14 protein-coding genes are annotated in these 17,720 nt (G+C 49.4%); 8 read left to right on the forward strand and 6 right to left on the reverse strand.

Going from position 1 to position 17,720, the window contains the following annotated elements; all coding sequences use genetic code 11:
• Positions 1–3: 3 nt before the first annotated feature.
• Positions 4–1,197: a TlpA disulfide reductase family protein gene (locus tag J3P40_RS01220; RefSeq protein WP_256002037.1), complete on the forward strand. Its 1,194-nt coding sequence runs from the start codon at positions 4–6 to the stop codon at positions 1,195–1,197.
• Here the strand turns inward: J3P40_RS01220 and J3P40_RS01225 are convergent.
• The gene (locus tag J3P40_RS01225; RefSeq protein WP_256002038.1) at positions 1,187–1,657 is read right to left on the reverse strand and encodes a hypothetical protein; all 471 of its coding nucleotides are present in this window, start codon (positions 1,655–1,657) and stop codon (positions 1,187–1,189) included. The genes J3P40_RS01220 and J3P40_RS01225 overlap by 11 nt on opposite strands.
• Before the next feature lie 140 nt (positions 1,658–1,797).
• Here J3P40_RS01225 and hemW point away from each other — a divergent pair, with 140 nt between their 5' ends.
• Positions 1,798–2,937: a radical SAM family heme chaperone HemW gene (hemW, locus tag J3P40_RS01230; protein ID WP_256002039.1), complete on the forward strand. Its 1,140-nt coding sequence runs from the start codon at positions 1,798–1,800 to the stop codon at positions 2,935–2,937.
• On the opposite strand, the gene J3P40_RS01235 is transcribed toward hemW, so the two are convergent.
• Entirely contained in the window at positions 2,934–4,196 is a 1,263-nt protein-coding gene (locus J3P40_RS01235; protein WP_256002040.1) for a DUF1501 domain-containing protein, read from the reverse strand. The genes hemW and J3P40_RS01235 overlap by 4 nt on opposite strands.
• A gap of 7 nt (positions 4,197–4,203) precedes the next feature.
• A complete protein-coding gene (locus tag J3P40_RS01240; protein ID WP_256002041.1) occupies positions 4,204–5,700 on the reverse strand; it encodes a DUF1800 domain-containing protein in 1,497 nt (498 codons plus the stop codon).
• Positions 5,701–5,835: 135 nt separating this feature from the next.
• On the opposite strand from J3P40_RS01240, the gene J3P40_RS01245 reads away from it, so the two are divergent.
• The 5 genes from J3P40_RS01245 to J3P40_RS01265 are packed head-to-tail and all read left to right on the forward strand — an operon-like array spanning position 5,836 to position 11,541.
• Positions 5,836–6,717: a cupin-like domain-containing protein gene (locus tag J3P40_RS01245; RefSeq protein ID WP_256002042.1), complete on the forward strand. Its 882-nt coding sequence runs from the start codon at positions 5,836–5,838 to the stop codon at positions 6,715–6,717.
• A 26-nt stretch (positions 6,718–6,743) separates the two neighbouring features.
• Positions 6,744–7,838, forward strand: a complete 1,095-nt coding sequence (locus J3P40_RS01250; protein WP_256002043.1) for a vWA domain-containing protein — start codon at positions 6,744–6,746, stop codon at positions 7,836–7,838.
• Between the two features lie 9 nt (positions 7,839–7,847).
• Complete coding sequence (locus J3P40_RS01255; RefSeq protein WP_256002044.1) at positions 7,848–9,344, forward strand: sigma 54-interacting transcriptional regulator; 1,497 nt, start codon at positions 7,848–7,850, stop codon at positions 9,342–9,344.
• Between the two features lie 10 nt (positions 9,345–9,354).
• Positions 9,355–10,626, forward strand: a complete 1,272-nt coding sequence (locus J3P40_RS01260; protein ID WP_256002045.1) for a metallophosphoesterase — start codon at positions 9,355–9,357, stop codon at positions 10,624–10,626.
• A 21-nt stretch (positions 10,627–10,647) separates the two neighbouring features.
• The gene (locus J3P40_RS01265) at positions 10,648–11,541 is read left to right on the forward strand and encodes a UbiA prenyltransferase family protein (protein WP_256002046.1); all 894 of its coding nucleotides are present in this window, start codon (positions 10,648–10,650) and stop codon (positions 11,539–11,541) included.
• Positions 11,542–11,543: 2 nt separating this feature from the next.
• On the opposite strand, the gene J3P40_RS01270 is transcribed toward J3P40_RS01265, so the two are convergent.
• From J3P40_RS01270 to J3P40_RS01280, 3 genes are read right to left on the reverse strand one after another with little or no spacing between them, the layout of a single operon-like run.
• Positions 11,544–12,230: a response regulator transcription factor gene (locus tag J3P40_RS01270; RefSeq protein ID WP_256002047.1), complete on the reverse strand. Its 687-nt coding sequence runs from the start codon at positions 12,228–12,230 to the stop codon at positions 11,544–11,546.
• 5 nt (positions 12,231–12,235) lie between these two features.
• Positions 12,236–13,903 (reverse strand): sensor histidine kinase, encoded by a 1,668-nt coding sequence (locus J3P40_RS01275; RefSeq protein WP_256002048.1) that lies wholly within the window; start codon positions 13,901–13,903, stop codon positions 12,236–12,238.
• Positions 13,904–13,911: 8 nt separating this feature from the next.
• A complete protein-coding gene (locus tag J3P40_RS01280) occupies positions 13,912–15,804 on the reverse strand; it encodes a S9 family peptidase (protein WP_256002049.1) in 1,893 nt (630 codons plus the stop codon).
• A 106-nt stretch (positions 15,805–15,910) separates the two neighbouring features.
• Between J3P40_RS01280 and J3P40_RS01285 the strand changes: the two genes are divergently transcribed.
• Entirely contained in the window at positions 15,911–17,719 is a 1,809-nt protein-coding gene (locus J3P40_RS01285) for a tetratricopeptide repeat protein (RefSeq protein ID WP_256002050.1), read from the forward strand.
• Position 17,720: the final 1 nt, after the last annotated feature.

The raw sequence follows: 17,720 nt of genomic DNA on the forward strand, positions 1-17,720 counted from the left end.
TATATGAAAACACTAAAATGCGGCTTCATAGCGGCCGGACTGCTATTGCTATGCGTATCGCCTGCTGTTTCGCAGGTGAAGAATTTCAGGATCAACGGAACGCTGAAAAACATGAATCCGATGCCTGCAAAGGTCTATATGAGTTATGATCCGATCACTAAAAAGGGCCCCGACAGTGCGTTGGTAAAAGATGGGAAATACGCGTTCACGGGTTCGGTTGACGTGCCTGTGCCTTTAACCTTAAGCTTTAAGGCTGGAGAAACCAAAAAGCCTGGAAGTAACGCACAGTATGTGCTGCTGGCAGACCATGGGGTCATTGATATCGTTTCGGACGCTGCGCTAGGGAATGCGGTGGTCACCGGTACCGGTTCGCTTGCCAATACCGAATTCCATAAGGCAACCGACTACTCTTCCAAGGAAGCCGCAGCCATCAATAAAATGATGCAGACGGAGGGCTACGAGGCGAATGATTCTCTTAAAAAAGAAGTACAATCGAGGAGTACTGCCTTATTGGGCAATGCTTTGGTAAATTTGATCAGCTATATACGTGAGCATCCGGAATCACCGGCAAGTCCGTACTTCACTTACTCACTTTTTGCGATCGGCTTTTTAACCCCTGAAATGACGGATACTTTAAACCAGATCTTTCCAGAGAAGCTGCGTAATTCCAGCATTGGGCTGGCTATTGATGAGGTGCTGAGACGCAGAAGCGAGGCATTGCAGGAGACACAAAAAAAGGCAGACACAGAGGCCGCAGCAGCGGATGCGCTAACGCCGCTCCGGTCAAAAGCGGCCGACTTTACGCAGAACGATGTTGATGGTAAGCCGGTAAGTCTGTCTTCTTTTAAAGGGAAATACGTGCTGATAGATTTTTGGGCAAGCTGGTGTGCGCCGTGCCGCGCGGAAAACCCGGTAGTGGTAAAGGCTTATAAAGCTTATAAAGACAAAGGTTTTACAGTTTTGGGTGTTTCGCTGGATATGCCTTCAGGTAAACAGGCCTGGATTGATGCGATTGCGAAAGATGGACTAAGCTGGACGCATGTATCGGACCTCAAGGGCTTCGAAAATCAGGCTGCAGTATTGTACGGTGTCAAGGCCATCCCTCAAAACTTCCTGATTGACCCTAACGGGATTATTGTTGCTAAAAACCTGAGAGGACAGGCTCTTGAACAGAAACTGGCCGAGGTTATGAAGTAGTAATGAGAAAGCTCATCCTTTCACGTGCCTCTTCGGGAACATCGAAAATGCGTAAGTCGATCGTCGCGGTCATAAAGCCGGCGACTTCAAACATGATATAGACGGTGTTCTCGAAAGAGTGGAGGTTAATTTTCTTGGGAATAATATGCAAACCAGAATGGTATGGCGGTGCAGCTTCTGCCTTATGAAAAATAAGAGGTTTAACGTACAGCTTATGCTTCATCAACCCTGAATAGCCAAACACGAGCACAGCGGAATGAGTTATAACCAGATCGCATTTTTTAAAATTAAGGTCTGGTCGCTGGACGCCCGAAATAAAGGTTTCACATTTCAGATCGTATAGCTGCATAAGGATATCGGTCTTAGGAACAGACACCAGCGAGGTATAGTTCTTCACAGGTCTGCGCCATAGAAAAAAGAGCACGAAAGCGGCGATTAGTAATACAATGGTAAGCGTCATGATGGTTGGCTGAGACTTAACAAGTTAACTTTACCAATATACAATCTTATCGTTAAAACTGAAGAAAAACTGATGCGTTTGAATCCCGAGGTTGTCGCGATACTGAGTATGCGACAAAAAATCGCGAAATTTGTTGCGATATGCCCGGAATCTATATTCATATCCCTTTTTGTAAAAAGGCCTGCACCTACTGTGATTTTCATTTCAGTACTTCACTGAAGTACGCGGATGACATGACCGATGCGATCTGTAAGGAACTGCTGATGAAAAAGGATCGGGTTGCGGGAGAGGTGGGCACGGTATATTTTGGCGGAGGTACGCCTTCGGTGTTACCGCTGAAGCAACTGCAAAGGATCTTTGATGTGATTCTGGCCAACTATAACGTGGCAGCAGATGCGGAGGTTACACTGGAGGCTAATCCGGATGACCTTGACGCGCAGAAGATCGCCGGACTGAGGCAGTTGCCGGTCAACCGCTTCAGCATTGGTATTCAGTCCTTTTTTGAGGAAGATCTGATCTGGATGAACCGGGCGCATAATGCCATGGAGGCGGAGGACTGTATCAAGCGCAGCCAGGATGCGGGTTTTGAGAACCTGAACGCCGACCTGATTTATGGCTATCCCCTGCTTACCGACGCCAAGCTGCTGCATAATATCGCTAAACTTCGGGAGCTGGAAATTCCGCATGTTTCGGCTTATTCCTTAACCGTGGAGCCGCGCACTGCGCTGGCTAAGGCGATTGAAAAGGGCGCTACCGTACCTGTAAGCGATGAGCAGAGCGCGTCGCAGTTTCTTACGGTGATTGAAAAGCTTGGTGAGGCGGGGCTGGAACAGTATGAGATCTCTAATTTTGCGAGGCCTGGCAGGTATGCCGTACACAATACGAATTACTGGCGGGGCGTGCCTTACCTGGGTATTGGTCCCTCAGCGCATGGCTTTGATGGAAAAACGCGCTATTTGAACATAGCCAACAATGCTTTGTACATGAAGGCAGTTAACGCGGGTAACCTACCGGAAACAATTGAGCAGTTGAGCGTATACGATCAGTTTAATGAATATATGATGACCTCGCTTCGTACCATGTGGGGTACAGACCTTTCACATGTTAGCACCGTGTTTGGGGATCACTTTTACCAGGATACGCTGCGGACTTCAGAAAAGTTTCTGCGAAAAGGCTGGTTGACGCAGGACAACGAACTCTTGAGGCTCTCTGCGGAGGGCAAGCTCTTTGCCGATCATATTGCTTCAGGTTTCTTTTTATCGCCTGAAGATCACCGCTAGGCTTTCATCACGCCGATGTGGCTGCCCTTCCAGTCTGGAAACAGCACCTTATCATTATTGATGCCCAAATGGCGGTCGGCCACCTCGCTGAATACGCTGCGGAAATCGGTGGTTACCGCAAGGTCTCTTCCATCTTCCAGATTTTCTTTGGCAAGAGGAGCTACCGATCCATGAACTTTACCACCGTTTACGCTGTTGCCCAGTATAAAATTACAGGAAGCGCGACCGTGATCAGTACCACCTGTTCCGTTCTGGTGTACGGTTCGGCCAAACTCGGTCATCGTCATCACCGTCACGTCGTCCTGATACGTGCCCAGGTCGGCCCAAAAAGCCGCGATGCTTTCACTGAGATCGCCCACGTTCCGGGCAAAAATACCCGTGTCTTTACCCTGGTTAAAGTGGGTGTCCCAGCCGCCCGATTCTGCGAAGGCAACTTCAAGACCTACATCCAGCTTAATGAGCTGGGCAATCTGCTTGAGGGAATTGCCTAATGCGGATGCTGGGTAAACAGCATTATTGGCAGGCTTATAATTTCTAACGTCGGCTTTCTGCAGAACTTTCATGGCATCGAAGCTGTCCTTTCCGGTGGTTTTGAGCAGACCGGTGCTGCGGTCGTACAGATCCTCAAAGCTTTTTGCCGTGGTGTTTACCTCCGCCGGTTTGCCGCGCATCTGTATCTTAAAATCCTGCAGGTTGCTGATGGCCAGTGCAGCCTTTTCGCCATACATGGCCCGGGGCAGCGACGAAGTCAGGCTTACACCCTGAAAAGGGGTCGCATGCTCGTGACCGAGTAGCCCGATGGCGCGGTTTAGCCAGCCGGAAGATGTGCCCTTTTTAAAGGGCGTGCCCGACTCCATATAATCCTGCGCATCAAAATGCGAGCGTGTGGTATTGGGCGATCCGATGCCGTGCACCATGGCCATGCGCTTCTCGCGAAACAGCGGTTCGAAGACCGACATTGAGGGATGAAGTCCGAAGGTTCCATCCAAATCGATGAGCGACTTGCCACTGCCTTTTGCCGGCGTCATGAACAGTCCGGGCCTGGCGGCTTTCAGATGCTGATCGTTGAATGGCGTAAGCGCCATAAGTCCGTCCATAGCGCCGCGCTGGAAAATGCAGACCATGATCTTGCGTCTCTTAAACAATCCGGGCGCCTGCACGCCGGCTACGGCCTCGGCCAAAAAGCCGGGTATCCCACCGATGCTGATGCCGAACAGGGCTAATCCACCTCCTTTAATAAATCCTCTCCTTGAAATCATGTCTTGACTATTTGCGTTGAAACTCCGGTGAACCGATATGCACGCCGACCTCACGCGCATTTTTTGAAGGGCTGGCTGCAAGGAGGTTGACCTTCACTCCTGGGATACGCTCGCCAGTGAGTGCCAGCGCAAAGTTCATGCGGCTGAGCAGTGCACCTGTGCTGATCCAGTATTGTGCCTTATCGGGAAAGCCTGTAGGGGCCTGGTAATAATATATCTTCTGCCCCATCCTGTTTACCCAATTATAAATCTGATAGGGCTGCTCTATTTTTGCATCAAGGGTTCTTACCGCACTGATGGCGTATTCGAAGGGCGACTTGGTCTTCTCGCGCAGCGCATCCTTGCTCCAGAAGCCGGGGTCGCTTACCATGGTGATAAGTACCTGACGGATATCACCGCCGCTTTGCATAAAGGTCTTCGCCATTTTATCGACCAGCTTCCTATCCGGATCATCTTTAACAAAGCGCACCGCGATCTTATGGGAAATGAACTTAGCAGTAGCCGGTTGACTGGCCAGCATCTGTAACAACTGCACGCCTTCCTCATAACCGCCCCCTGCGGCAAACGTCTTACCTAAAACGGTCTTCTCAGCCTGATCGTGCCGGGCCGCGGCAAAACGGAATTCGTCTTCTGGCGAAACGCCCCAGCCGGTGAGCACGCGTGCCGCTTCAGTAACGTCGTTCTGCGTATATCCGCCGTCTACGCCTAGTGTATGCAATTCCATCACCTCGCGCGCATAGTTCTCGTTCAATCCACCTTTGCGCGCACCCTTAGCTTTTGTGCCCGAACTCGTGGCATTATCAAGATAAAGCAGCATTGCGGGCGATTTGGCGGTAGCCAGAAGCAGGTCGCTGAACTTGCCGGTGACATTTGGGCGGATCACATCGCGCTCAAATGCGGGAACGTAGGCAGCGCACTGACCTTTAGTGAGCGATACGTTGAAATGATTGAACCAAAAGTCGGTAAGCATTTCACTTAACTGGTTATTGCTATAGCTGGCCCGCAATACTTTCTGGCTAATGAACTCGCGGAACAATTCCTGCTCCGTTCCCAGTCCGTGCTTATCCCGGTACTCCTGCAGCATTCGCCGGTACTCGGTGCGGTCGCCCTTGTTCACCGAATCCTTATGTACAGCCCCGTCACGTATTGCCATCCGGACAAGTTTTGCATTGCGCGGAAATTTATCGCCCACCTCCTGGTTGCTCAAATTGATGTTGGGATAACGCAGCAGCTTTAAATTGAGGGAATCATCGGGAAGGCCGCCTTCAAGTTGTTGCATGAACCACTTTTCGAGTCCGACAGCAAGCAGGGCATCTACGTCGCCGGGCCGGGCACCATAGGTAAACCTGCTGAGCAGGTGTGCCGCAGCCTGCTGCTCGTTAAGCCCCGAACGCTTGTAAGGAAAAAAGATCTTAGCTGGTTCCGGCTTAGTGAAGGATGAGCACACTAAGGCAGCCACGACCAGAACGAGAAACGTACCGAAAACTTTTACCTGGACTTTCATAAATACTTGTTGCGTTGCCTAAGTTAGACGCGTGTAATTGCGAAAAGATTAATTGTCAGTTATTTTTAAATTTTGCCGGGCTGCAATACATCCACCCGTTTTTTATATAGCTTTGTCTATTAACATTGTCTTAACATGCAGTTTGATTTATCTCCAATAGATATCGTTGATGATATTTCGAAGGCCGATTTCGAAAAGAACTACCTGAATCCCAGAAAACCGGTCATCATTAAAAACATGAGCAAGTCATGGCCTGCTTATGAAAAATGGACGCTGGATTATATGAAATCGGTGGTGGGCGATCAGACCGTGCCCTTGTACGACAGCTCCAAAGCCGACCCTTCCAAACCGATCAATGCTTCGGCAGCTGAGATGAAGTTTGCCGACTATATTGAACTGATCCGCAATACGCCGACTGATTTAAGGATATTTCTGTTTGACCCGATTAAGCATGCTCCGGGATTGCTCGACGACTACCGGGCCCCGAAAGAGTTGATGGGCGGCTTCCTCGACAGCTATCCGAATATGTTTTTTGGGGGTAAGGGTTCTGTTACCTTCCTGCATTACGACATCGACCTGGCGCATATTTTTCACACGCATTTTAACGGCCGCAAACATATTATTCTGTTCGACTATAAATGGAAGGAACGTTTGTACCAGATCCCTTACGCAACTTATGCACTGGAAGACTATGACGTGGAGAAACCTGACTTCGATAAGTTCCCTGCACTGAAAGGCGTTAAAGGCCTGGAGGGTTTCCTGGAACATGGCGATACGCTGTTTATGCCCACGGGATACTGGCACTGGATGAAATACCTTGACGGTTCCTTTTCGATCAGTCTGCGTGCATGGGATAAATCCTGGGCGGTAAAAGCGAAAAGCTTGTACAACCTGACCCTGCAGCGTAAGTTTGACGACTTTATGAAGGCGAACTTTCGGGAAAAATATATGTCCTGGAAAGAAAAACTGGCCGTTAAACGTGCAAACCGGGCGCTCGCGAACAAACAGCCATATTAAATCATCTAAAAAACCGTTGACCGTGTATGAGAGGGTTTCATTTTTCTGATTTTAAGCCCGATGATGCACCCAAAGGCGGATTCGAGGATTTACTGAAGTTGTTCATGCAACTGCTCAACTACACCTCGGGCGATGTGGGCGAGGCCTTGGCCTGGATGAACGAGCTGGATAAGCAGTATAAGCTTACGAACAACGAATATGGCATGGGCGACTTTATTGATGAACTGAAAGAGAAAGGTTACATCACTGAAGACGGGAATAGTAATATGACCATGACTGCCAAGGCTGAACAGACCATCCGTCAATCGGCCTTGGAAGAGATTTTTGGCAAGCTGAAGAAAGCCGGAAAGGGCAATCACAATTCAAATATTTCCGGCACAGGTGAAGAGAAAAATGCTGATCGCCGCGAGTTTGCTTTCGGCGACAGCCTGGACCAGATCGACATGACGGCCTCCATTCAGAATGCGCAGGTGAATCATGGCATCGGTAATTTCACGCTCACTGAGCGCGATCTGGAAGTGCAGGAGAGGGATTACAAGACGCTGACCTCCACGGTGCTGATGATCGACATTTCGCACTCCATGATCCTTTATGGGGAAGACCGCATTACGCCGGCAAAAAAGGTAGCCATGGCCCTGGCCGAGCTGATCCGTACGCGCTATCCGAAAGACACGCTCGACATTGTGGTGTTTGGCAATGATGCCTGGCCCATTACGGTGAAAGACCTGCCCTACCTGCAGGTTGGCCCCTATCATACCAATACCTATGCGGGTCTGGAGCTGGCGGCTGATTTGCTGCGCCGCAGGAAAACACATAACAAGCAGATCTTTATGATCACTGATGGCAAGCCGACCTGTCTGAAGGAAAACGGAAGGTATTATAAAAACAGCATCGGGCTGGACCGAAAGGTGATCAACAAGACCTTGAATATGGCGGCCCAGTGCAAACGCCTGAGGATTCCGATTACGACCTTCATGATCGCTAAAGACCCTTATCTGCAGGAGTTTGTACGCCAGTTTACCGAAACAAACGGAGGCAAGGCTTTTTACAGTTCGCTGAACGGCCTGGGGGAATATATATTTGAAGACTACATTAATAACAGAAGAAAGCGCTATAACTAAGATTATTACATGGATTACAATCATATAAAAACGCTCGGACAACTTAAGGCATCAGCATATCAGCCACTTTTTGTAAAAGACGAGCTCCGCAAGAACCTGATCAAACAGCTTCAGAACAAGGAGGCCGGATTTGAGGGCATACTGGGGTACGACGAAACGGTTATACCGGAACTGCAAACGGCTATACTTTCGAGACATAATATTCTGCTGCTCGGCTTACGGGGACAGGCAAAAACGCGTATTGCACGGCTAATGGTGAACCTGCTCGACGAGTATATTCCATACGTGACGGGCAGTGAGATCTTTGATGATCCGCTGAACCCTATTTCCTGGTATGCGAAACACGAGATCATGATCCACGGCGATGAGACGCCTATAAGCTGGCAGCACCGCAGCGAACGGTACACCGAAAAGCTGGCTACGCCGGATGTGACGGTGGCCGACCTGATCGGGGATGTGGATCCGATTAAAGCGGCTACATTGAAGCTTACTTATAACGACGAAAGGGTGATCCATTTCGGGCTTATCCCGCGGGCGCACCGCAGTATCTTTGTGATCAATGAGCTGCCCGACCTGCAGGCGCGTATCCAGGTGGCGCTGTTTAATATGCTTCAGGAGAAAGACATTCAGATAAGGGGCTTTAAGCTGCGTTTGCCGCTCGACGTGCAGTTTGTGTTTACCGCCAATCCGGAAGATTATACCAACCGCGGCTCTATTGTAACACCGCTGAAGGACCGTATCGAAAGCCAGATCCTGACGCACTATCCAAAGAGCATAGGCATTTCAAGAAAGATCACCTTCCAGGAGGCCAGGCTTACAGATACGCAGCGGCTGATTGAGGTAGACGGGCTGCTGAAGGACCTGGTGGAACAGGTGGCATTCGAGGCGCGAAAAAGTGAATTTATCGATCAGAAGTCGGGCGTATCTGCCAGGCTAACCATCAGTGCCTACGAGAACCTGGTGAGCACGGCAGAGCGAAGGATGCTGATCAATGGGGACAAGAACACGTTTGTGCGGCTGTCTGACCTGACGGGGATCATTCCGGCGGTAACCGGCAAGATAGAACTGGTTTATGAGGGCGAGCTGGAAGGGCCTGCCAAGGTGGCCAACATTCTGATCGGTAAAGCCATTAAAAGTCTTTTTGCAAAATATTTCCCCGATCCGGAAAAAGCAAAGAAAAGCAAATCGGCCAACCCTTATTCGGAGATCACTGCCTGGTTTACCGAAGGGAATACAATCGATATCTCTGACGCGCTGAGTACTTCTAAATATAAAAAGACCCTGATGCAGGTGACTGGCCTGAACGCGATGGTCCGAAAGTTTCATCCTAAGCTGAGCGAAAATCAGACCCTGCTGCTGATGGAGTTTGTACTTCATGGCCTGGCCGAGTATTCGCAATTGAACAAAAACTACCTGGAAGGCGGCTTTGGCTTTGCAGATATGTTCGACAGCCTGTTTAACGCCGGGGATATGGACGATGAGGATGATTATTCGGATTTCAGATAACGCAGCATAGATGGGCCGTTTACCTCTTATTCTTCTCTTGTCGGTATTCCTGCTGGCATTCGATCTGTATTGCTTCAGGGCCATACTGAGTGTATTTAAATCGTGGCGACCAGCCACCCGCCGATGGTTCACCATCTTGTGGTGGGGCTATACGGGCCTGCTGGTTATCGGTGTGTTTGCTTCTATTTATCTCCCTTTGTTCCTCACGCTCCGTTCGGTAATACTGGTGGCCTTCTTTCTGACTGTAACCTGTAAGATCGTAATGCTGCCTTTTTTGCTTGTGGATGACCTCCGACGTGGGTTTATTGCTTTAACGGCTAGAAAACGGGCCAGGCCTGTCGACACAGCTGCGGTGACACCTGCAGGCACTGACCCTGCGCAAAAAGGCATCAGTCGATCGGAATTCATTATTAAAGCGGGACTGATCACTGCGGCTATTCCGCTGACTTCGCTGACCTGGGGCATTGCAAGTGGTGCCTACGATTACCGGGTTAAGCGCAGGAGACTGGTGCTGCCGAATCTGCCTTCTGCCTTTGAGGGCATGAAACTGGCCCAGGTGTCTGACATACACTCAGGAAGTTTTTATAACCAGCGGGCTGTGCGCGGGGGCGTGGAAATGCTGATGGCTGAGAAACCGGACCTGATCTTTTTCACGGGCGACCTTGTGAATAATGTAGCCAGTGAAATGCGCGACTACCAGGATATTTTCAGCAAACTGAACGCACCGCTGGGCGTGTATTCGGTATTGGGCAATCATGACTATGGGGACTACTTTTACGGGCGGGAGCCTTCTGCCGCAAAAGCGAAGAATCTACAGGATGTGATAAAAACCCACGAACTTATGGGTTGGGACCTGCTGATGAACGAGCACCGGCGAATCAAAGTAGATGGCGCTGAGATTGGAATTCTAGGTATTGAAAACTGGGGTATGGGGCGTTTCCCGAAATACGGTAAAATGGATCTGGCAATTAAGGACACGGACGACCTGCCGGTGAAGCTTCTGCTTTCGCATGATCCGTCGCATTGGCGGGGACAGGTGATCGGCGGCTATCCGCAGATCGATGCGATGTTCAGCGGCCATACCCATGGGATGCAGTTCGGAGTGCAGACGGAAAGTTTTCAGTGGAGCCCCGTCCAGTATATCTATAAGGAATGGGCGGGTTTATACCGTGAAGCTGAGCAGCAATTGTATGTGAACGTAGGATACGGCTTCCTGGGCTATCCGGGAAGAGTTGGTATTTTGCCTGAAATCACGATATTTGAGTTGACCCGCAAGGCATAATGGCCTGTTAAGGCAGAACGTATGATGAAAAAAGTACTCCAGCCTGTACTCGATTTTCTGCTCTTTTCGAATCTGTTCATTGCCATTTGCGCAGTGGCGCAGGGATTGGTAACTTATCATTTGCTGAACGCAACGCCAGATATCTATATCCTGGCCTTTTTGTTTTTTGCCACGATAAGCCAGTATAATTTCAGCATGGTACTTTCCAAACCGAAGAACCCGTCGCATTCGCCCTATCTGCGTGTGAGGTGGATCTTCTCGCATTACCGCCTAATCATTTCCATTACCCTCATCGCGGGACTTTGCCTTATCCCGTTGTTTCTCTGGTACCTGAGTATTGAAGGCCAGTTGCTCATGATCTTTATAGGGGTTCTGGCGGTGGGCTACAGCCTCCCCTTCCTTACGCTTAATCACCAGAAGATCGGTCTGCGCAATATTCCGGGCATTAAGCTATTTTTAATCGCCTTTGTGTGGTCGGCCGGCACGGTACTGCTCCCGATTGTGGAGATGGAGCACAATCACCAGATCAACATTTCGACCGTAGACGCGTTGTTGCTGGTCGCCAAGCGCTTCCTGTTTGTAGCGGCCATAACAGTACCTTTTGATATCAGGGACTTGTTCCAGGACAAATTGTATGAGCTTAAAACTATTCCGGTGATGCTGGGTGAACGCAAGGCCTATATCTTTTGCCAGGTCCTGCTGGTAGGCTACTTCTTATTTCTGCTTTTATTTAATCAGGCAACAACCAGCGATGTGCTTGCACTAAGCGCTACGCTGATCGTTACCGGATGGCTCATTTTTCATTCGGGGATCAGAAAAAACGAGTATTACTATTTCCTCTGGCTCGATGGCACCATGCTGCTGCAATATCTTATGCTGCTAGCTTCGGGCTACATCACAACCCTCGTGGGTTAGTATTATGGATTGAAACGATAGCCCACACCGCGCACGGTTTGCAGCAGCTGCGGGTTATCCGGGTTTTCTTCTATTTTTTTACGCAGGCGTACAATGTGCATATCGAGTGTCCTGGTATTTACGTCGGAGTTATAGCCCCATACCACCAGCATGAGCTCGTCTCGGTTAATGACCTTGTTTGGATTCCGCAGGAAATACAGCAATATCCGGTTCTCGAGGATGGTAAGCTCAATCTTTCTACCATTCCTGAACAGCGTATGGATATTAGGCTGATGCTCCATATCGCCGAAACGGTGCACTTCTGTGCGGTCGCTATTTAAAATGTACTTTACCTTGTTGTCGAGCATGGCCACCAGCACATCCATATTGAAAGGCTTGGTAACATAGTCTGACACGCCAACGTTATAAGCATCTATTTTGTCTACATCCTGGGCTTTGGCCGTCATCATAATGATCAGGTTATCGAAGCCCTGTCGGCGCACAGATTCACATACGTCTGCGCCCTGCTTACCTGGCAGCATCCAGTCGAGCAGCACGATATCAGGCTTTTCTTCAAGAATGACCTTTTCTGCCGTCTCCCCATCTCCCACTTCCAGTATGTCATAGTCTTCAGCTTTCAGACGGTGCGCCACCAGAAATCTAAGATTTTCATCATCTTCAACAATTAGTATTTTAACCCCTTTTGACATACAATTTAATCATGATATGGTAATACAATTTTAAATTCAGTTCCTTTGTCGACCCGGCTTTTCACGCTGACCTCTCCGCCCATAAAGTTGACCAGTTCCTTACAGAAAGCCAGCCCCAGGCCTACGCTGCCGTTCTGGTTATATTGGTTCTGTATCCGGAAAAACTTCTTAAAGATATTATTTATTTCGGAAGCAGGTATACCGATACCCTGATCGGCAAACCTGAACACCGCTTTTCCCTTGACAAGCATAGCACTCACGTGCAGCTTTTTACGGTTTGGCGGCGAGTACTTATACGCGTTTTCGGCCAGGTTATCGAACAAACTTCCCAGCAAAACCGGATCGGTAATAATGGTCTTGAAGCCAGACACCTCGTAGGTGAATTCGAAGTCAGGGTGCTTGAGCTTATGCGATTCGACGGTACCTGAGATGAACTCCTCAATATTGATCAGGTCCTGATTAAGCTTAATAGCGCGGTTCTCGATTTGGGTGAAAGCCAGCAGCTTGTTCATTAAGCCGTTCAGCTTGTCAGCTTCTTCGTCGAGTATCTTTCCGTAATGCGACAGCTCACGCTGCGACAGTGCCGCTGCGCTTTTTATGTTATTGCCGGCAATCTTAATGACGCTGACCGGCGTCTTAAATTCATGCGTCAGGTTGTTTACGAAATCGTACTGCAGTTTAAACATTTTCTGGTTGATGTTCAGGTTGCGGTAGATGAGGAAGGCCACCAGCACCACAATGCCGTAAAAGAGGAGTATCCCGATGGCAATCGGCAAAAAATAATTGAATATTTCTTTGTCGATGAAAGACTGCGAAGAGATTAGGTAAAGCTTATAGTCGGAAAAAGGCCCGGGAAGAGCAATTTCCGTAGAGACGTAGGAGATAGAGGTATCGAGCGGATCGTAAGTAAGCGGCTCAATTCTAACGTGCTGATACAGGTGCGGGCGGGTATTGGCGAGCCGTATCTTATAAGGGTCGAGCTGGAAGCTAAGCATATCCTGCTGGTACACCGGCTGTGGTTCCAGGCGCCTTCGCATCATGCGTTTGTACATCTTCAGGTCTTCCATCCTTGGGATGTTCAGATAGCTGATCTTATTGGCCCGCACAATGCTGAAATTACTAAACAGTTCCTCCTGACTGGGCATACTAGTCGTATCCAGGCTTTCTACATAGGCCGCCAGTTTAAGTGCCAGCTGGTTAAAGTCATCACCAGCAATAAAGTTGCGCGTATGGTCGGTAGAAAAAAGCAGGACAGAATCGGCCGGTACCAGGCTGCCAAACTGATAGATGCGCTTGGGGCCGAAGGAAAACCGCCCGGTGTTTAAGCCGTCGCTTACCGGCGTATTGCGCACCTCCGAATCGTAAAAGATGACCTTAGACACAAAGGGATATTCCAGCAATACCGTATCCACAAAGTGGGAGGCTGTGGCAGAATCGAGATAGCCGTTATAATAAGAAACCTCGGGAAGCTTTTTCTGGAAGAAATCGTTATATGCTTTTATGCTTTCTTCCAGGACATTAACCTTCTCGGAAGCAAACTCATTCTCTATGATCTTGGTACTGAACCTGTACGCAAGGAACAGCGAGAGGATGAACAAGACCATCATCAGGATGATGAAGGTGATGATCAGCGAAAAATTCTTCCGGTAGCCGCTCTTTTTGTCTGAAGACATTACCTAAGTTACTTCTTTTTCAGGTTAACTTCCAGAAATTGTTCGAGCGCGTGGTAATAACGCTGCCGGTTTGTGTCGTCTTTGCCGTGATGAACATTCCCTTCGTTTTCCAGATAGGTAACACTGACTTTGCGCTTTTGAAGGTTGCGGACGAACTGCACAGTTTCACTGGTATTGTTGTTCGGGTCTTTAACGTCCTGTGCAATAAATACCGGGATGTTGATGCGCTCGGTTTGAAACAATGGCGAGGTATGCCTCATCTTGTCTACATCGGTTAGCGGATTGCCAAACACTTCGTAAAACATCTGCAGATTAGGCTTCAGATACGGCGGGATGGATTTAAGAAAGGTAAACAGGTTGATAACGCCTGAATTGGATGCCGCACAGGTAAAAAGCTCCGGTTCTGAACAGACGGCACTGAGCGCTATGTATCCGCCGAAACCGGTTCCGTATATCCCCACCCTGCGCGGGTCGGCAATCTTTTGATCTATAAGCCAGTTTACCCCATCGGTAACGTCGTTCTGCACTTTGCCGCCCCATTCCTTAAAGCCGGCCGACATAAATTCCTTGCCGTAGCCGGAAGAGCCGCGGTAATTGATCTGAAACACGGCATAACCCCTGTTGGCCAGAAACTGCACCTCCGGATCGTAGCCCCAGAGATCACGACGTACGGGACCGTCGTGCGGAAGGACGACCACCGGCAAATTCTGCGACGCCCCGCCTGAAGGGAGCGTCAGATAACCGTTGATCTTCATGCCGTCGCGCGCCAGAAAACTTACAGGCTTCATATCGCACATAATGGCCTCGCGTATGGCCGGGTTAAAATCACTCAGTTTCCGGAGCTTGTTGGCGTTCTCAAAATACAAATAATAAGCACCTGGATTTCGGTCGGTAAACGTTCGTACAATATAAACAGACTCTGCCTCGTCGCGGTCAATGATCCTGGTCTCAGTTCCAGGAAGCAACTTGTCGAGTTTTTGATAAAGTGCCTTCACGGAATCGTCGAGGTAATGCTTTTCCTTCTTCCAGGTTTGATACACCACGAAGGCGATCTTCCGTTTTTTCCGGGAGTATTGGGCGTCGGTGATATTCAGCGTGTCGCTGGCAAACACCTGCCGGATCTCTTTGCCTGTACGGCAATCGAATTCTACCAAAGCACTTTTATCGCGGTTTATGCTGGAAATGGCATATACGACGTGGGGACTTCCAAAGGCGAATGCCACCGGCCTGAAGGCTGTTTTGAAGTTATTGGTAATTACTGGTTTAAAACTGCTCTGCTCACTTTCCCGGTACAGCAGGGTTTCGTTAATCCCGTCGCTGCTGGTGGCCAGGCGAAGCTTCCCCTCGGCATCTGTAGTCCAACTTGTAATGTTGCCCGGGTTTTGGGCGGCCATTTCCATAGTGCCACTACGCACATTGAGGCGGTAAACATCAAAAACCGTTGAATCGCGTTTGTTGGACGAGATCAGGATATACTGGTCGTCGATGAGCTGGTCTTCCAAAACTTTGATCTGCCCACGCTCGTTGCTGGTAAGCTGGCGCGTGTCTTTTCCGTCTTTGTTGACGATGAAAATATCAGACAATTTCTTTAGCGGGTCGGTTTGCTTGAAATAGATCAGCTCGTCCTGGTCCACCCAAAAGTAAAATCCGATATCCCTATCCTTCAGGTTGGTGATTTTCCTGGCCTTGCCTGTCTGGATGTCTTCCACGTACAGATTCTGATTTCTGTTTTCCAGCTTGAGGTAAGCCAGGTTGAGCCCATCCGGTGATATCCGGTAGCTGGTCCTGTCCTGCGCCTTAAAAAAGGCGTCGACCGGCAACTTTTCCATCTCCTGCCTTTGCTGGCAGTCTATGGCAAATACCGCCAGGACCAATAAGATATATTTTTTCAGATTGCTCATACTTTCTGCCCGACAAAACTACGCATCATCAGTTTGGTATAGCTACTCTACACTAATATTGTTACTTTGCTTTTGTAATTTGTAATTTTAAGAATTCCCTTCGAATATGAAAAATCTCATTGTTACGCTGTGCATATGGATGTCCTCGATATGCTGCTTTGCGCAGCAGAACACCGGCGAGATGCAGGCTTATGAGCACTATCATCGGGGCGAGTTTGAGGAAGCGGCACGGCTTTTTGAACAGGCCTTTGCACGCTCGGGAAACGATCAGATCTATGATTTTTACGTGAACGCCCTGTTTAAACTGAAAAGACTGGAGGAGGTAGAGAGGCTGACTAAAAAACTGCTGAAACAGGATGCAAAAAACCCGCACTACCGCATTGCGCTGGGCAGGCTGCAGCTAGAGAAAGGTTGGGCGGAGGCAGCAAACCGGACCTTTGCTTCTGTGATCAACGACCTGCCGGCAAACGAGCTTCGGATACGCGAGCTTTCTAATATCTTCAATAGTTTTCAGGCGTACGACCAGAGCGTATCCACCTTGCTGCAGGGACGAAAAATACTCAATAACCCCATGGCCTTTCATTACGAACTGGTGAGTGTTTACCGCTTTCGTAAAGACAAGTACATGCTGATTGGCGAATACCTCAACGTACTCGAGGAAGAACCTGAACTTTTGCCTCAGGCAGAGAGTGTATTGTCGACCGTCCTCAGTGAACGCAGTGATTTTCTTACGCTTCAATCGGCGCTCCTCAAGAAATTACAAAAAAAACCGGACGCTGAAGCGCTTACGCAATTGCTTATTTGGCAATATATGCAGTTGCAGGAATATGAGATGGTATTAAAGCAGCTGATCGCACTCGATAAACGGCTGAACGGCGACGGAACGCCGGTGTTTCATGCGGCTTCGACTTTTTTGGGCAACAAGGCCTACCACACTGCTATAAAGGCTTTTGAATATCTGACGGCAAAGGGCCGCGAAAACCCTTACTTCATCCAGGCCAGGATCGGGCTCATTGAAACCAAATACGAGCTGGCTGTTTCAGGTAAGTTTGAACGGAAGGATATTCTGACGCTGGCGGCTCAATATGATACGCTGATCAACGAATTCGGCAAGACGGCGCAGACAGTATTTGCCATGAAGAAGCTGGCCAACCTGCAGGCGCATTATGTTAAGGATCTCAAAGCAGCGGAAAGGACTTTAGAGGAAGCACTTGCTGTGCCGCAGCTCAGGCCTTTGCTCCTTGCTGAAATCAAGCTTGATCTGGGAGACATTTATGTGCTTACTAACCAGCCATGGGAGGCTTTCCTGGTGTATGAACAGGTATCGAAGCAGTTTGAAGGGCAGCCCGTAAGCAGCGAGGCCCGTTTCCGTTCAGCGCGGTTATCTTTTTACCAGGGAAATTTCGACTATGCCCGCTCGCAGGCCGATGTGTTGAAGGCTTCGACTTCCCAGTTGATGGCAAATGATGCCCTTAATCTGAGCCTGCTTATTTCAGACAACCTGCAGAACCCGGCAGACAGCAGCGCGCTGAAGATGTACGCGGATGCGAAGATGCTCGAGTTTAGAAACCTGCGTCCGCAGTCGCTTGCGAAGCTGGACAGTATCGGCAAAGCCTTCCCGCAAAACAGCCTGGCCGACGACATACTGATGGCCAAGTCGGCCATTTACATCAGCACTGGCGAACTGCGTAAGGCAGAGGAAGTGCTTAAGGCGCTCATTGGCCTGGGCAACCAAAGCATCTGGGCGGACGATGCGCTGTTTACCCTGGCCGGTCTCTACGAGAAAGACCTGCAGCAGCCGGAACAGGCCAGGCTGCTGTACGAGCGACTGATCAACGACCATCCGGGCAGCCTGCTTGCGGACGAAGCCAGGAAGCGCTTCCGTAAACTTCGGGGCGACAATATTGAGACTTAGT

Source organism: Pedobacter deserti, assembly GCF_024436415.1.
GTDB lineage: Bacteria > Bacteroidota > Bacteroidia > Sphingobacteriales > Sphingobacteriaceae > Pedobacter > Pedobacter faecalis.

Bases quoted from the DNA above. Each gene is read 5' to 3' on its own strand.
- hemW (WP_256002039.1), top strand. From the start codon at position 1,798: ATGCCCGGAATCTATATTCATATCCCTTTTTGTAAAAAGGCCTGCACC.
- J3P40_RS01250 (WP_256002043.1), top strand. From the start codon at position 6,744: ATGAGAGGGTTTCATTTTTCTGATTTTAAGCCCGATGATGCACCCAAA.
- J3P40_RS01225 (WP_256002038.1), bottom strand. From the start codon at position 1,657: ATGACGCTTACCATTGTATTACTAATCGCCGCTTTCGTGCTCTTTTTT.
- J3P40_RS01235 (WP_256002040.1), bottom strand. From the start codon at position 4,196: ATGATTTCAAGGAGAGGATTTATTAAAGGAGGTGGATTAGCCCTGTTC.
- J3P40_RS01285 (WP_256002050.1), top strand. From the start codon at position 15,911: ATGAAAAATCTCATTGTTACGCTGTGCATATGGATGTCCTCGATATGC.
- J3P40_RS01220 (WP_256002037.1), top strand. From the start codon at position 4: ATGAAAACACTAAAATGCGGCTTCATAGCGGCCGGACTGCTATTGCTA.
- J3P40_RS01265 (WP_256002046.1), top strand. From the start codon at position 10,648: ATGATGAAAAAAGTACTCCAGCCTGTACTCGATTTTCTGCTCTTTTCG.
- J3P40_RS01280 (WP_256002049.1), bottom strand. From the start codon at position 15,804: ATGAGCAATCTGAAAAAATATATCTTATTGGTCCTGGCGGTATTTGCC.
- J3P40_RS01260 (WP_256002045.1), top strand. From the start codon at position 9,355: ATGGGCCGTTTACCTCTTATTCTTCTCTTGTCGGTATTCCTGCTGGCA.
- J3P40_RS01270 (WP_256002047.1), bottom strand. From the start codon at position 12,230: ATGTCAAAAGGGGTTAAAATACTAATTGTTGAAGATGATGAAAATCTT.
- J3P40_RS01255 (WP_256002044.1), top strand. From the start codon at position 7,848: ATGGATTACAATCATATAAAAACGCTCGGACAACTTAAGGCATCAGCA.
- J3P40_RS01240 (WP_256002041.1), bottom strand. From the start codon at position 5,700: ATGAAAGTCCAGGTAAAAGTTTTCGGTACGTTTCTCGTTCTGGTCGTG.
- J3P40_RS01275 (WP_256002048.1), bottom strand. From the start codon at position 13,903: ATGTCTTCAGACAAAAAGAGCGGCTACCGGAAGAATTTTTCGCTGATC.
- J3P40_RS01245 (WP_256002042.1), top strand. From the start codon at position 5,836: ATGCAGTTTGATTTATCTCCAATAGATATCGTTGATGATATTTCGAAG.